We start from the raw sequence: 13,961 nt of genomic DNA on the forward strand, positions 1-13,961 counted from the left end.
GCCTGCGGCCGGCGCGGGGCCGCCCGACGGCGGGGCGACCGGATCGGGCCGCTCCGGGTCCGGAGCCGGCGGGCCGCTCATGGCCGGGGCGCGCGGCGGTAGGTCAGGTCGCGGATCTCGCGTCCCTTCGCCGCCCCCTTGCGCTCGAACGCGGTGACCACGCGCCCCTCGAACCGCTCGGCCCACTCTCCCGGGAACGCGCGCTCGAACTGCGGGGCGTCGTCGAGCACCTCGCGCATCTGCCGCGCGTAGTCCTCCCAGTCTGTGGCCAGGCGCAGCATCCCGCCGTCCTTCAGCGCGCGCGCCGCCAGCGGCGGGAACTCGGGGGCGACGAGCCGCCGCTTGTTGTGCTTGGCCTTGTGCCACGGGTCGGGGAAGAACACCCACAGTTCGTCGAGGGATGCCTCGGGCAGCAGGTGCTCGAGCACCTCGGGTGCGTTCGCCTCGACCAGCCGCAGGTTCGTGACGCCCGCACGCTCGCCGTCGAGCATGGTGCGCGCCAGACCCGCCTTGAACACCTCGATCGCCAGGAAGTCGGTGTCGGTGCGGGTGGATGCCGCGTGCACGATCGCATGCCCCTGGCCCGAGCCGATCTCGGCGACCAGCGGCGCCGGGCGCCCCCAGGTCTGCGCCGGGTCGATGTGGGACTCGGGCAGGATGCTGGTGGCTGCGGCATCCCGAGCCACCGCGATCACGAACCGCGGCGCAAGCTCGCTCCACGCGCGCTCCTGCGCGTCGGACATGCGCCCGGAGCGACGGACGAACGAGACGGGCTTCTCACGGAAGCGACGGGGTTCTTCGGGGGCGTCGTGCACCCGTCAAGGCTATTGCTGATCCACCGTCACGAAGTCGATGAGCTCCTCCACGCGGCCCAGGAGCGCCGGCTCGAGGTCGCGGTACGAGCTCACGCGCGCCAGGATGCGCTGCCAGGCCCGGGCGAGGTCGGCCTGATCGCGGGCGGGCCAGCCGAGCGCGCGGCACACGCCCACCTTGTACTCGATGCCGCGGGGCACGTCCGGCCACCGCGGGATGCCCATCGCCCGCGGGGTCACGCACTGCCAGACATCCACCCACGGATGCCCGACGATGAGCACGTGCGCGCCGTGACGGCCGCGCGCGATCTCCTGCGCGATGCGCGACTCCTTGGAACCCGGCACGAGGTGGTCCACGAGCACTCCGTAGCGCCGGTCGGCCGAGGGCGGCTCGTCGTCGAGCATCGCGGCGAGCAGGTCGATGCCCTGGAGGTACTCGACCACCACGCCCTCCGCCCGCAGGTCGTCGCCCCACACCTTCTCGACGAGTTCGGCGTCGTGCCGGCCCTCGACGAGGATGCGGCTGGCCCGGGCGACGCGCGCCCGGGCATCGGGAGCGGCGAACGATCCGGACGCCGTGCGGCGGGGAGTGGATGCCGCGGGCGCGGCGGGCTTCGGGGGCACGAGCACCACGTCGACGCCGTCGACCAGGAAGCCCGGCCCCAGCGGGAAGAGCCGTCGACGGCCGATCCGGTCCTCGAGTTCGACGAAGCCCGGGGCGACCACGACCACCGCACCGCAGAAGCCGTCGTCGGCGACCTCCACGACCAGATCGGTCTCGGCCTCGACGTGCGCGATCTTCTTGGCGGCGCGCTCGCGCCAGCCCGCGGCGAGCACATCGGTGCCGTAGCGATCGTCCATGGGTGTCCTCCGGGACGAAGATTTTACCGGGGTCGCGGGTCGGCGGCGTGCAGGACCCGCCGCCGCCCAGGGTTCCCCTATGCGGTGTCTTCCACCCTGAATAGACTCGCCGGAGGGATGGGGCCCGGGCGGCTCCGAGGGAGGGGAAGCATGCGCGTGCGCTGGACCGCCGCGACGGCTGCGGCGATCGGGCTCGCCCTCGCCGCCGGAGCCACCGCCGCCGTGGCCACGCCGCCGGTGGACCTCGGCACCGGGTACGTCGTGGATCAGGCCGATGTGCTGGATGCCGGCGAGGAGGCCGCGGCACAGGCTCGGCTCGAGGAGACGCTCGCCGCCACCGGTGCCGACCTCTACGTCGTGTTCGTCGACACGTTCACCGACCCCGCGAACAGCCAGGAGTGGGCGGACGAGGTCGCCGCGCTCAACGGTCTCGGTCCGAGCCAGTACCTCCTCGCCGTCTCCGTCGACGGCCGCCAGTACTACATCTCGGCCGACACCTCGGGTCCCATGAGCGACGAGGCACTGCTCCAGGTCGAATCCGACATCCGCCCGTCGCTCAGCGACGGCGACTTCGCGGGCGCGGTGGATGCCGCCGCCGACGGCTTCGAGGCCGAGCTCGGGACCGGAGCCGGCGGCAGCGGCAGCGGCGGCTTCGCCGCGCTGCTCGTGATCGTCGGGGTGCTCGTGGCGATCGCCGTCATCGTGTGGCTCGTCGCCCGATCGCGGCGCGCGAAGCGTCCCGCCGCGGGCGCTGTCGCCGGGCCCGGGCAACCCGCCGCACCGCAGGTTCCGACGGCGGAACTGGCGCGTCAGGCCGCCTCCGCGCTCATCGCCGCCGACGACGCGATCAAGACGAGCGAGCAGGAGCTCGGTTTCGCCCGCGCTCAGTTCGGCGATGACGCCACCGTGGAGTTCGCCGGCGCGCTCGCGACGGCGCGCGCGAACCTCGACGAGGCATTCACCCTTCAGCAGCAGCTCGACGACGAGGTCCCTGACACCGAGGCGCAGGTGCGCGAGTGGAACGGCCGGATCATCGAGCTGTGCGCACAGTCCGACGCCGAGCTCGACGCCAAGGCGGAGGCCTTCGACGAGCTCCGCGAGCTCGAGAAGGACGCGCCCGCGGCCCTCGCCCGCGTCGAGGCCGCCCGCCAGGCCGCGGGCGCGGGCATCGAGCCCGCCCGAACGACCCTCGCGGCGCTCACGCCGAAGTACGCCGCCGACGCGCTGGCGACCGTCGCCGACAACCCGGATCAGGCGAACGAGCGCCTGGCCTTCGCCGACGCCCAGCTCGGCGCCGCACGGTCGGCGATCGACGCGGGCGACGGCGGGCAGGCGGCCGTCGGCATCCGCGCCGCCGAAGAGGCCGTCGCCCAGGCGGGCGTGCTGACCGCCGCCGTCGGCAAGCTGGGAGCCGACCTCGCGGCAGCCGAGCAGGGCGCCGCTGCGCTCCTCGCGGAGCTCGAGCAGGACGTGGCCGCCGCCGGCGCCCTGCCCGACGCCGACGGTCGCATCGCCGCCGCCGTGACCGCGGTGCGCCAGCAGGTCGACGCAGCCCGCGCCAACCTCACCGGAGCCACGCGTCCGATCCTGGCTCTGCAGGGGCTCGAGACGGCCAACGAGCAGATCGACGCCGTCATCGCCGGCGCGCGCAGCGCGCAGGAGCGGGCCGCGCGAGCCCGCCAGGTGCTGGGCCAGGTGATGACCCAGGCCCAGGCCCAGGTGTCCACCGCCGAAGACTTCATCACCACCCGTCGCGGGGCGGTCGGCGCACAGGCGCGCACGCGACTGGCGGAGGCCGGCGCGGCGCTCGTACGCGCGCAGCAGGTGCAGTCGAGCGACCCCGAGCAGGCGCTGCAGCACGCCCAGCGCGCCGACCAGCTGGCCGGCCAGGCGATCCAGGCGGCGCAGCGCGACGTCTCGTCGTTCTCGGGCGGCGGGATGTTCGGGGAAGCCCCCTCGCGCGGCGGCGGGAACGACGGAATGCTGGGAGCGGTGCTCGGCGGGATCGTCATCAACTCGCTCCTCGGGAGCGGAGGTGGCGGCGCCTCGCGCAGCCGCGGTCGCTCCGCCGGCTTCTCGTCGGGCGGGTTCTCCGGCGGAAGCCGCGGCGGCCGCAGCGCGGGGAGCTTCGGCGGCGGCGGCACCCGGGGCCGCCGCGGCGGCGGGCGCTTCTGACGGACCCCACCCCGACCACGAACCCTCGATCCATCCACAACCGTCCGGAAGAAAGGAAACCCGATGGCGAAGCAGTCCATCTTCGGTCGCATCTCCACACTCATCAAGGCGAACGTCAACGCCCTGATCGACCAGGCCGAAGACCCCCAGAAGATGCTCGACCAGCTCGTGCGCGACTACACCAACAGCATCGCCGATGCCGAGTCGGCCATCGCCGAGACCATCGGCAATCTGCGGCTGCTCGAGCGCGACCACCAGGAGGACGTGCAGGCGGCGGCCGAGTGGGGCAGCAAGGCGCTCGCGGCCAGCCGCAAGGCCGACGAGCTGCGCGCGGTGGGCAACACCGCCGACGCCGACAAGTTCGACAACCTCGCCAAGATCGCGCTCCAGCGACAGATCAGCGAGGAGAACGAGGCGAAGACGATCGCCCCCACCATCGCCGCGCAGACCGAGGTCGTCGAGAAGCTCAAGGACGGCCTCAACGGCATGAAGCAGAAGCTCGACCAGCTCCGGTCCAAGCGGGCCGAGCTGCTGTCGCGCGCGAAGGTCGCCGAGGCCCAGAACAAGGTGCACGACGCGGTGAAGTCGATCGACGTGCTCGACCCCACCAGCGAGCTCGGCCGCTTCGAGGACAAGGTGCGCCGGCAGGAGGCCCTGGCCGCCGGAAAGCAGGAGCTCGCGGCATCCACCCTCGACGCGCAGTTCAACCAGCTCGAGGACATGGGCGAGCTCACCGAGGTCGAGGCGCGACTGGCCGCGCTGAAGACCGGCGGCTCGCCCGCCACTCCCGCGATCGGGCAGTGACGACCGGCGCTCGGACCGCGTTCGCACACCCCCTCCGTGCCGCCGCACCCGCGGTGGCGCGGAGGTGGTGCCGTTGCCGGCCCTGGTGAGGGAGGATGAGCAGATGACGCGCTTCGTCGTTGTTCCGCAGTGGCAGGGGTCCAGATCGTCCCGTGCGATGCAGCTGCTCGATGGCGCCGACGCCATCGCCGGAGATCTGCCGCGCTCGTCGTGCACGCGCATCGACGTGCCGCTCGAGGCGGGCGAGTCGGTCGACACGGGCGTGCGCCGCTACAGCGCGCTGCGGCGCATCCGCGACCTCGTCGACGCGGAACTCGCCCTCCACCCCGAGCCGTCGCTCGTGATCGGCGGCGACTGCGGGGTGGCGGTGGGGGCGGTCGCCCGATCGGCCGCGCGGGAACGCGATCTCGCCGTGCTCTGGCTCGACGCCCACGCCGACCTGCATTCTCCGGACTCAAGCCCCTCGGGCGCCTTCGCGGGGATGGCGCTGCGCGCCGTGCTCGGCCACGGGGCGCCGGGTCTGACACTCGGCGAGGCGGCCGTGCCGCCCGAGCGGGCCGTGCTCGGCGGGGCCCGCGACATCGACCCCGCCGAGGAGGAGGCGATCGGCGCGCTCGGCCTGCGCATGGTCGCGGCCGCCGCACTCAGCGACCACGACGCGCTGGCCGCCGCCGTCTCGGCGACGGGGGCCGCCGCCGTGCACATCCACGTCGATCTCGACGTGCTCGATCCCACCGCGATGTCGGGTGTCACCACGTCGGTGCCCTTCGGCGTCGGCGTCGCCGACCTCGTGGCATCCATCGCCCGCGTGCGCGCGTCCACCCCGCTGGCCGGTGCGAGCCTGAGCGGCTTCGCGCCCTCGTCGCCCGCGGCCGCCGTCGACGACCTCGGTGCGATCCTGCGCATCGTGGGAGCGCTCGCGTGAGCCCCATCCCGGAGCCCCCGACCGGATGGCGCGAGGAGGCCGAGCGCGCGGTGGCGCGCGGGGCGCGCCTGGACCGCCTCATCCCCGGCGTGCTCCTGGACTCCCCCGTCAGCCGCGTCGGCTACCTGTACGGGACGACGGTCGGCTGGATCTGGGGCTCGCTGTGGAGCACGGGCCGCGTCGAACGGCGCGACGGGCTGTGGGTGTTCCGCGGGATGCCGTCGTGGACGTTCCCCCGCGGCGGGGTGTGCGCGGGCGGATGCTTCCTGACCGGTGATGCGCCGGTGACCGCGCGGCTGCTGCGCCACGAGGCCGTGCACGCGCGGCAGTGGCGGCGCTACGGCCTGCTCATGCCTCTGCTCTACCTGCTCGCGGGGCGAAACCCGCTGCGCAACCGCTTCGAGATCGAGGCGGGCCTCGCCGACGGCAACTACGTGCCGCGACGGCAAGCCTGACGCGCGCCGCTGAGCCTGCGGGCCTCAGCGACCGACGGCGAGACCGAAGCGCTCGGGGGCGTGGATGCGCTCCGCGGCGACGCCGAGCCGGCCCGTGAGGTGGTCGACGATGTCGGCCGTGCCGAGGAAGCCGCCCAGCAGGTGGATGCGCGTGGCGTCGTCGTGCTCGCAGAGCATCTCGTCGGCCCACGCGCTGACCGCACGGGAGAGGGCCTCCCCGACGGCGCAGGAGCGACCGGTGCCGGGGGCTCCGCTGCGCTGCGATCGGTCGAGCCAGGTCACCGTCATGCGACTGGGCGCGCTGATCGCACCGTGCCACGAGGCATCCGGGACCTCGACGAACACGCGGCCGGTCGAGCAGATCGGCAGGGTCGCCAGCAGCGCCTCGAGTTCGGCCAGCGACGACTCGTCCGCCGTGATCAGGTGCTGCGCGCGGGTGTGCCGCGACGCGCGGCAGGCGGCGGCGCTGTGCGCGGTGGGGTGCGGGGCGGTGGAGGTCATGACGACCCCCAGTATACGCCCGAAGAATAGGGTTGCCTAACCTCACCCGGCGTCGAACGTCACGGTGCGACCACGAGCACCCGGCGCAGCTCCCGCAGCTCGTCGTCGGCGAGACCGTGCGCGCGCAGGTAGTCGGAGGCCGACCCGTACGCCGCGGTCACGCCGTCGAGCAGTCCGCGCATGACCGGAGCCGGCGACTTGCACGCCAGATCCTCCAGGTGCACCGCCCCCGGGTGCAGGCTCCGCAGGTGGGCGAGCACGCGCCGGTTGCGCCACTGCGGCAGCAGACCCTCGGTGCGGGCGTAGTCGGCGACGACCGCGTCGGAGTCGGCGCCGGCGGCCGACAGCGCGAGCGCGATGGTCACGCCCGTGCGGTCCTTGCCCACCGTGCAGTGCACCAGCACGGGCTGATCGGCGAGGATGCCGCGCACGACCTCGACCACACCGGCCGAAGAGTCCTCGACCAGGCGGCGGTACATCTCGGCGAGCGAAATGTCATCGTCGAAGAACGATGCGACCGAACCGAGGAACAGCGGAACGCGCTGGGTGACGGCATCCACTCCGCCGACCCGGCTCGGGGCGTAGGCGACCTCCTCGTCGGCGCGCAGGTCGATGATGCGGCGGATGCCGAGCCCGGCGATCGCGGCCGCGCCGTGGTCATCGAGGTGGGCGAGGTTGCCCGACCGGAACAGGACCCCCGCCCGGGTGCGCGACGACCCGGCCGGAAGCCCGCCGGTGTCGCGGAAGTTCACCGCCCCCGAGACGACGGGATCGGGGGCCAGGGGTTCGGCGGCGGCCTCGGCGGTCACCACGCGCGCCCCGCCGCGGCGTCGCGATCCTCGCCGGCGAGGTCGTCGCGCGGGGGCACGCTGTAGCGACCCGCGATCGCCACCCGGTTGAAGGCGTTGATCGACACCAGGATCCAGCTGAGTGCGACGTACTCCGGCTCGGAGAGGATGCCGCCGACCAGGTCGTACACCTCCTCGGACACGCCCTCCTCATGGATGTACACGTAGGCCTCGGCGAGCTCGAGAGCGGCGCGCTCGCGATCGGTGAACACCCCCGACTCCCGCCAGACGGGCAGCTGGGCGATGACGTCGGCGGTGATCCCGGCGGCGGTCGCCCGCTCGACGTGCACGCGCACGCAGTAGGCGCAGCCGTTGAGCTGAGAGGCATGGATCTGCACGAGCTCCTTCAGGCGCGGTTCGATGCCCGCCTCGGCCGCGATCGACCCGACCGTCTTCGAGAACGCCGCGAGGGTCTTGTAGGCGTCCGGGGCGGAACGGGACAGGTGCACGCGGGCGTGATCGCTCATGCCGTCAGGCTATCGAGTCGCTGTGCGCGGCGGGCCGTTCGGCGCGGCCCCGAGTGGGTCAGAATGGGCGGGTGAGCGAACCCCTCGACGAGTTCTCCTTCCTGCCCGCCCAGGCGGCCGACATCGGCGTCGACGGCCCCCTCCCCCGCGGTGAGCGGGTGGGCCTGGAGCTGGGGGACGGCCGCGTCCTCAGCGGCCTGCGCTGGGGCGAGGCACCCCCGCAGGTCACCTTCCTGCACGGCGCGGGCCTGAACGCGCACACCTGGGACACGACCGTCCTCGCGCTCGGGCTGCCCGCGCTGGCCATCGACCTCCCCGGACACGGGGATTCGAGCTGGCGAGACGATGCGGCGTATGTGGCGCGCGTGCTCGCCCCCGACGTGGTGACCGGAATGGCGGCGTGGACCGATCGTCCCCAGGTGCTGGTCGGGCAGTCGCTCGGGGGCCTGACGGCGGCGGCGGTCGCGGCCTCCCGCCCCGACCTGGTCGACGCGCTCGTGGTCATCGACATCACGCCCGGCGTCGATCCGAACGCCGGCCCCACCCAGATCAGGGAGTTCTTCGCGGGACCGACCGATTGGGCCGACCGCTCCGAGCTCGTCGACCGCGCCCTGTCGTTCGGACTGGGCGGCTCGCGCGCCGCCGCCGAGCGCGGCGTGCACCTCAACTCGCGCATCCGCCCCGACGGACGGGTGGAGTGGAAGCACCACTTCGCCCATCTCGCCGCCGCGATGGCGGCCGATCCGGCGCGGGCCGCCGCCGCCGCGCACGAGCAGGACGCGGTGTCGTCGGTGCTCGGCGCATCCGGGTGGGACGACCTCGCCGGCGTCGCGGCGCCGGTGACCCTCGTCCGCGGCGACCGCGGCTACGTGACCGATGCCGACGCCGAGGAATTCGCGCGACGCCTGCCCGCGGCATCCCTCACCGTCATGGCATCGGGACACAACGTGCAGGAGGAGCAGCCGGCCGCGCTCGGCCGGTTCGTGTCCGCGCTCGTCGGGAAGGGATGACGGTTCCGTTGCGTTTCAGGTCGCAGGTGCGGTCGGACGGCCCGCCAGCTTCTAGGCTGGGTGGTCGCACCGGATCTTCCTGCCCCCACCCCCAGGGGGCAGCGTGTTCGCGCAGCAACGCGGACCGCCCCTCCGAAAGGACCCCCATGCTCCGCCGCACAGCTCTCGCCGCGTCCTCCCTCCTGGCCGCGAGCGCCCTCCTCCTCGCGTCGTGCTCGGCCGGCGACTCGCCCGCCCCGACCGGCACCGGCGAGCCCGACCCCGACGCCTCGGTGGCGATCCGCCTGGTGCTGGAGCCCGGCAACCTCGACATCCGCCAGACCGCCGGCGCCGCCCTCGACCAGATCCTGGTCGACAACATCTACCAGGGACTGGTCTCGCGCACGCCCGACCAGGAGATCGTGCCGGCGCTGGCCAGCGACTTCACGGTGTCCGACGACGGCCTCACCTACACCTTCACGCTCCGCGAGGGCGTGACGTTCCACGACGGTCGGGCCCTGACGCCGCAGGATGTCGTGTGGTCGCTGCAGACCCGAAAGGCCACCGCGGAGTGGCGCGATTCCGCGCGCCTCGCCAACGTCGCCACGATCGCCGCGGAGGGCCAGGTCATCACCCTCACCCTCACCGCACCGGACTCGAGCCTGCTGTGGAACCTCACCGGTCGCGCGGGCATCGTGCTCAAAGAGGGCGACACCGTCGACTATCAGACCGACGCGAACGGCACCGGACCGTTCGTGCTGGAGGACTGGCGGCAGGGCGACAGCATCACGTTCGCGCGCAACGACGCCTACTGGGGCGAGGCCGCGGGGGTGGGCGAAGTGGTGTTCGACTACATCCCCGACAACCAGGCCGCCATGAACGCCGCGCTCGCCGGCGAGGTCGACGTCGTGACCGGGTTCGATGCGAACCTGCGCGAGCAGATCGAGGCGACCGGCGACTTCGCCCTGGTGCTCGGCCTGTCCACCGACAAGGGCACCCTCGCGTTCAACCAGACCGAGGAGAGCCTCCTCGCCGACGAGCGGGTGCGCCAGGCGATCCGCCAGGCGATCGATCACGACGCGCTCGTCGAGGCGCTCGGCTCGGGCACCACCCAGTTCGGCCCGATCCCCGAGCTCGATCCGGGCTACGAAGACCTCAGCGACGTCGCCCCCTACGACCCCGACGCGGCCCGGGAGCTCCTCGCCGACGCCGACGCCGAGGACCTCGAGCTGTCGCTGACGATCCCGAGCTTCTACTCGACGACCATCGCGCAGGTGCTCGTGAGCGATCTGAACGAGGTGGGCATCACCTTGAACGTGCAGTCGGTCGACTTCTCGACCTGGCTCACCGATGTGTACACGAACAAGGACTACGATCTCAGCTTCGTGCTGCACACCGAGGCGCGCGACTTCGAGAACTGGGCCAACCCCGAGTACTACTTCACGTACGACAACGCCGAAGTGCAGGACCTCTACGCGCAGTCACTCGCCGCCACCGACGACGCCGCGGCCGCCGAGCTGCTCGCCGAGGCCGCGCGCATCGTGTCGGAGGACGCGGGCGGCGACTGGCTGTTCACGGGCGCCTCGGTCGTCGCGGTCGGCGCGAACATCTCCGGGATGCCGGAGGACAACGTCAACGAGCGACTGAACCTCGCCGAACTGGCCAAGAGCGACGGGTGATCCGGTACACGCTGACCCGACTGGCCCTGCTGGTGCTGGGCCTGTTCGTGGCCAGCGTGCTCATCTTCACCACGCTGCGGGTGCTGCCCGGCGACGTGGCGCAGCTCATCGCCGGCGTCGGCGGCTCGCCCGCGCAGGTCGCCGCGCTGCGTGAGGAGCTGGGTCTGAACCAGCCACTGCCCGCACAGTACGCCCAGTGGATCGGCGGGGTGCTGCGCGGCGACCTCGGCACGTCGCTGCTGACCGGCTCGTCCGTGGCGGGCGAACTGGCCGAGAAGGCGCAGGTCACCATCCCGCTCGGCGTGCTCTCGCTCACGATCGCCCTCCTGTTCAGCGTGCCGCTCGGGGTGATCTCGGCACTGCACCGCGGTCGCGCGGACGGCACCGCACTGAGCGTCGGAGCCCAGGCCGTGGCAGCCGTGCCCGTGGTGTGGGCCGGCATGATGCTCGTGGTCGTGTTCGCCGTCTGGCTGGGCTGGCTCCCCGCGCAGGGGTTCCCGCGCGCGGGATGGACCGACCCGGGCGCAGCCGTGCGGGCCCTCCTGCTCCCGGCGCTGACGATCGGCATCGTCGAGGGGGCGATGCTCCTGAGGTTCGTCCGCAGCGCGACCCTGCAGGCGATCGGCCAGGACTACGTGCGCACCGCGGCGGCCAAGGGGCTCACGCGCACCACGGCCCTGCTGCGTCACGGCCTCCCCAACGTCGGCCTCTCGGTCATCTCGGTGCTCGGTCTGCAGGTGGCCGGCATCATCGTCGGCGCGGTCGTGATCGAGCAGCTGTTCTCGCTGCCGGGGATCGGGAGGATGCTGGTCAGCGACGTGGATGCGCGTGATCTGCCCAAGGTGCAGGGCGAGCTGCTCGCCCTCACGGGGTTCGTGCTCGTGGTCGGATTCTTCGTCGATCTGCTGCATCGGGCGATCGACCCGCGTCAACGGGAGACGGCGTGAGCGGGCGGCGACCGTCGTGGCTCGCACGGCTGTGGCACCTCTCGACGGGGCGCTTCGGCCTCATCGTGGTCGCCGTGGTGGTCGCCACAGCCGCGGTCTCGCTGGTGTGGACGCCCTTCCCCCCGCAGCAGGTCGACATCCCGAACCGCTGGCTGCCGCCCGGCTGGCCGCACCTGCTCGGCACCGACGGGTCCGGGCGCGACATCCTCAGCCTGCTGATGGCAGGCTCCCGGACCACGGTGGTCGTCGCGGTCGGCGCCGGAGCGGTGGCAACGGTCATCGGCGTGACGCTGGCCGCCCTCGGCGCCCTCACCGCCCGGTGGCTGCGCGAGTCCGTGGCGGTGCTGGTCGACATCCTCATCGCGTTCCCCGTGCTCATCATCGCGATGATGATCTCCGCGGTCTGGGGCGGATCGCTCGCGGTGGTCGTGTGGTCGGTGGGCATCGGATTCGGCGTCAACGTCGCCCGCGTGACCCGTCCGGAGTTGCGCCGCGTTCTGCACAGCGACTTCGTGCTCGCCGGGCGCGCGGCCGGTCTCGGCCCGATCCGCAACCTCACGCGCCATCTCCTGCCGAACATCGCGCCGGTGTTCATCGTGCAGCTGTCCTGGGCGATGGCGGTCGCCGTGCTCGCCGAGGCCGGCCTGTCGTACCTGGGCTTCGGCGCGCCGGTCACCGAGCCGTCGTGGGGGCTGCTGCTGGCAGAGCTCCAGCAGTTCCTCACCGTGTACCCGCTGTCGGCGCTCTGGCCCGGACTGGCGATCACCCTCACGGTGCTGGGGCTGAATCTCCTCGGCGACGGGCTGCGCGAGGCGACCGATCCCACGCTGTCGCGCACGCCCCGTGCGCGGGCGGCGCGCGCGCACGTGCCGGAGGTCGTCGCATGAGCCTCGACGTGACCGACCTCGTCATCGAGATCGACGGCCGGCGCGTGGTCGACGGGATCTCGTTCTCGGTGCCCGACGGCGCCCGCGTGGGTCTCATCGGCGAATCGGGGTCGGGCAAGTCGCTCACCGCCCTCGCGGTGCTCGGACTCCTCCCCGACGACGCGAGCGCCACCGGGAGCATCCGGTGGAACGGGCGCGAGATCCTGGGGCTCCCCGACCGCGAGCTCGCCCGGCTGCGCGGCGACGAGATCGGCATCGTCTTCCAGGAGCCGCGCACCGCACTCAACCCCATCCGTGCCGTCGGCCGCCAGATCGCCGAGTCCGTGCGCATCCACCAGGGCCTCTCGCGCGCCGCGGCCGCCGCACGGGCCGTCGAGGAGGCGGCACGGGTCGCGCTCCCCGATCCCGAGCGCATCGTCGCCCGCTACCCGCACCAGCTCTCGGGCGGCCAGCGTCAGCGCGTCGCGATCGCGATGGCCCTCGCCTGCCGCCCGCAGCTGCTCATCGCCGACGAGCCGACCACCGCGCTCGATGTCACGATCCAGGCCGAGATCCTCGCACTGCTGCTCGAGCTCGCCGAGCGCGACGGCATGTCGCTCGTGTTCATCACGCACGACCTGGCCGTGCTGTCGCAGATCGCCACGCACGGGGTCGTGCTCGAGCACGGCGAGGTCGTCGAGAGCGCACCGGTGTCGACGCTGCTGCGCGCCCCGGCCTCGCCCGTCACCCAGGGGCTCCTGCGCGATGCGACGGCCACCCTCTGGAAGCCGGGAGGTGCGCCGTGAGCGACGTGCTGCTGAGCGCCCGCGGCCTCACGCGGCGCTTCCCCGTCCCCCGGCGCACGCTGTTCGAGCGCCGCGCCCACTCCACCGCCCTCGAGGATGCCGACATCGATGTGCGCGAGGGCTCGGCCGTGGGCATCATCGGCGAGTCCGGCTCGGGCAAGTCGACGCTCGTGCGCCTGCTCCTGGGTCTGGACACCCCCACGTCCGGCGCGGTGACCTTCGACGGGCGAGCCGTCGATGCCCGCGCTCGCGCGTCGGCACTGCACTGGCTGCGGCGGGACACCGGGATCGTCTTCCAGGACCCGTATGCGTCGCTGGACCCGCGGATGAGCGTGGGGAGGATCGTCGCCGAGCCGCTGTGGGCCCTCGGCATCGCCGACGACCGCCGCGCGCGCGTGCACGAGGTGCTCGCCGACGTCGGCCTGGAGCCGGAGATGGCCGAGCGCTTCCCGCACGAGTTCTCCGGAGGTCAGCGTCAGCGCATCGCGATCGCCCGCGCCATCGCCCATCGCCCCCGCCTGCTCGTGGGCGATGAGCCGCTGTCGGCGCTCGATGTGACCGTGCGCGCCCAGATCCTGGAGCTGCTCGCCGCGCTGCGCGCGCGCGACGGCCTCACCCTTCTGCTGGTGTCGCACGACATCGGGGTGGTCCAGAACCTGTGCGATGACGTGGTCGTGATGAAGGACGGCCGCGTCGTCGAGGAGGGGCCGACCGAGAAGGTGCTCCTGCAGCCCCAGGTGGCCTACACGCGGCGTCTGCTCGCCTCGATCCCGGTGATCGATCCCGGCGCCGCGCCGCAGGGATGAGTGTCGGGCATCGCCGATAG

The 13,961-nt window shown here is 73.0% G+C and carries 15 protein-coding genes; 10 read left to right on the forward strand and 5 right to left on the reverse strand.

From position 1 onward, the window contains the following. Positions 1-77: 77 nt before the first annotated feature. Positions 78-743, reverse strand: a complete 666-nt coding sequence (gene trmB / locus HQM25_RS11610; RefSeq protein WP_217275221.1) for a tRNA (guanosine(46)-N7)-methyltransferase TrmB — start codon at positions 741-743, stop codon at positions 78-80. An 81-nt stretch (positions 744-824) separates the two neighbouring features. After that, positions 825-1,673, reverse strand: a complete 849-nt coding sequence (locus HQM25_RS11615; protein WP_172990372.1) for a DUF3097 family protein — start codon at positions 1,671-1,673, stop codon at positions 825-827. Between the two features lie 150 nt (positions 1,674-1,823). Between HQM25_RS11615 and HQM25_RS11620 the strand changes: the two genes are divergently transcribed. The 4 genes from HQM25_RS11620 to HQM25_RS11635 all read left to right on the forward strand — a co-directional run bounded on the left by HQM25_RS11620 (position 1,824) and on the right by HQM25_RS11635 (position 6,032). Beyond that, positions 1,824-3,848: a TPM domain-containing protein gene (locus tag HQM25_RS11620; protein WP_172990373.1), complete on the forward strand. Its 2,025-nt coding sequence runs from the start codon at positions 1,824-1,826 to the stop codon at positions 3,846-3,848. A gap of 63 nt (positions 3,849-3,911) precedes the next feature. Further along, positions 3,912-4,652 (forward strand): PspA/IM30 family protein, encoded by a 741-nt coding sequence (locus HQM25_RS11625; protein ID WP_172990374.1) that lies wholly within the window; start codon positions 3,912-3,914, stop codon positions 4,650-4,652. 103 nt (positions 4,653-4,755) lie between these two features. Continuing rightward, positions 4,756-5,577: an arginase family protein gene (locus HQM25_RS11630; RefSeq protein ID WP_172990375.1), complete on the forward strand. Its 822-nt coding sequence runs from the start codon at positions 4,756-4,758 to the stop codon at positions 5,575-5,577. Further along, positions 5,574-6,032: a Fe-S oxidoreductase gene (locus HQM25_RS11635; protein ID WP_172990376.1), complete on the forward strand. Its 459-nt coding sequence runs from the start codon at positions 5,574-5,576 to the stop codon at positions 6,030-6,032. The genes HQM25_RS11630 and HQM25_RS11635 overlap by 4 nt, the downstream gene beginning before the upstream one ends. Before the next feature lie 24 nt (positions 6,033-6,056). Here the strand turns inward: HQM25_RS11635 and HQM25_RS11640 are convergent, their stop codons facing one another. The 3 genes from HQM25_RS11640 to HQM25_RS11650 are packed head-to-tail and all read right to left on the reverse strand — an operon-like array spanning position 6,057 to position 7,848. Beyond that, on the reverse strand, positions 6,057-6,533 hold the full coding sequence (locus HQM25_RS11640; protein WP_172990377.1) for an SIP domain-containing protein: 477 nt from the start codon (positions 6,531-6,533) through the stop codon (positions 6,057-6,059). A 59-nt stretch (positions 6,534-6,592) separates the two neighbouring features. Beyond that, positions 6,593-7,342 (reverse strand): tyrosine-protein phosphatase, encoded by a 750-nt coding sequence (locus HQM25_RS11645; RefSeq protein ID WP_254359304.1) that lies wholly within the window; start codon positions 7,340-7,342, stop codon positions 6,593-6,595. After that, on the reverse strand, positions 7,339-7,848 hold the full coding sequence (locus HQM25_RS11650) for a carboxymuconolactone decarboxylase family protein (protein ID WP_172990378.1): 510 nt from the start codon (positions 7,846-7,848) through the stop codon (positions 7,339-7,341). Before HQM25_RS11650 ends, HQM25_RS11645 begins: the two co-directional genes overlap by 4 nt. Positions 7,849-7,919: 71 nt before the next feature. Between HQM25_RS11650 and HQM25_RS11655 the strand changes: the two genes are divergently transcribed. From HQM25_RS11655 to HQM25_RS11680, 6 genes are all read left to right on the forward strand, one after another. Then, positions 7,920-8,858 carry an alpha/beta fold hydrolase gene (locus tag HQM25_RS11655; RefSeq protein ID WP_172990379.1) on the forward strand — a complete coding sequence of 313 codons (939 nt, stop codon included), beginning with the start codon at positions 7,920-7,922 and terminating at the stop codon, positions 8,856-8,858. A 146-nt stretch (positions 8,859-9,004) separates the two neighbouring features. Further along, positions 9,005-10,516 (forward strand): ABC transporter substrate-binding protein, encoded by a 1,512-nt coding sequence (locus HQM25_RS11660; RefSeq protein ID WP_172990380.1) that lies wholly within the window; start codon positions 9,005-9,007, stop codon positions 10,514-10,516. After that, the gene (locus HQM25_RS11665) at positions 10,513-11,463 is read left to right on the forward strand and encodes an ABC transporter permease (protein ID WP_172990381.1); all 951 of its coding nucleotides are present in this window, start codon (positions 10,513-10,515) and stop codon (positions 11,461-11,463) included. Before HQM25_RS11660 ends, HQM25_RS11665 begins: the two co-directional genes overlap by 4 nt. Continuing rightward, positions 11,460-12,350 (forward strand): ABC transporter permease, encoded by an 891-nt coding sequence (locus HQM25_RS11670; protein WP_172990382.1) that lies wholly within the window; start codon positions 11,460-11,462, stop codon positions 12,348-12,350. The genes HQM25_RS11665 and HQM25_RS11670 overlap by 4 nt, the downstream gene beginning before the upstream one ends. After that, positions 12,347-13,135 carry an ATP-binding cassette domain-containing protein gene (locus HQM25_RS11675; protein ID WP_172990383.1) on the forward strand — a complete coding sequence of 263 codons (789 nt, stop codon included), beginning with the start codon at positions 12,347-12,349 and terminating at the stop codon, positions 13,133-13,135. The genes HQM25_RS11670 and HQM25_RS11675 overlap by 4 nt, the downstream gene beginning before the upstream one ends. Further along, positions 13,132-13,941, forward strand: coding sequence for an ATP-binding cassette domain-containing protein (locus HQM25_RS11680; protein WP_172990384.1), 810 nt, complete (start codon positions 13,132-13,134; stop codon positions 13,939-13,941). The genes HQM25_RS11675 and HQM25_RS11680 overlap by 4 nt, the downstream gene beginning before the upstream one ends. Positions 13,942-13,961 lie beyond the last annotated feature (20 nt).

The organism is Microbacterium hominis (assembly GCF_013282805.1).
GTDB lineage: Bacteria > Actinomycetota > Actinomycetes > Actinomycetales > Microbacteriaceae > Microbacterium > Microbacterium hominis_B.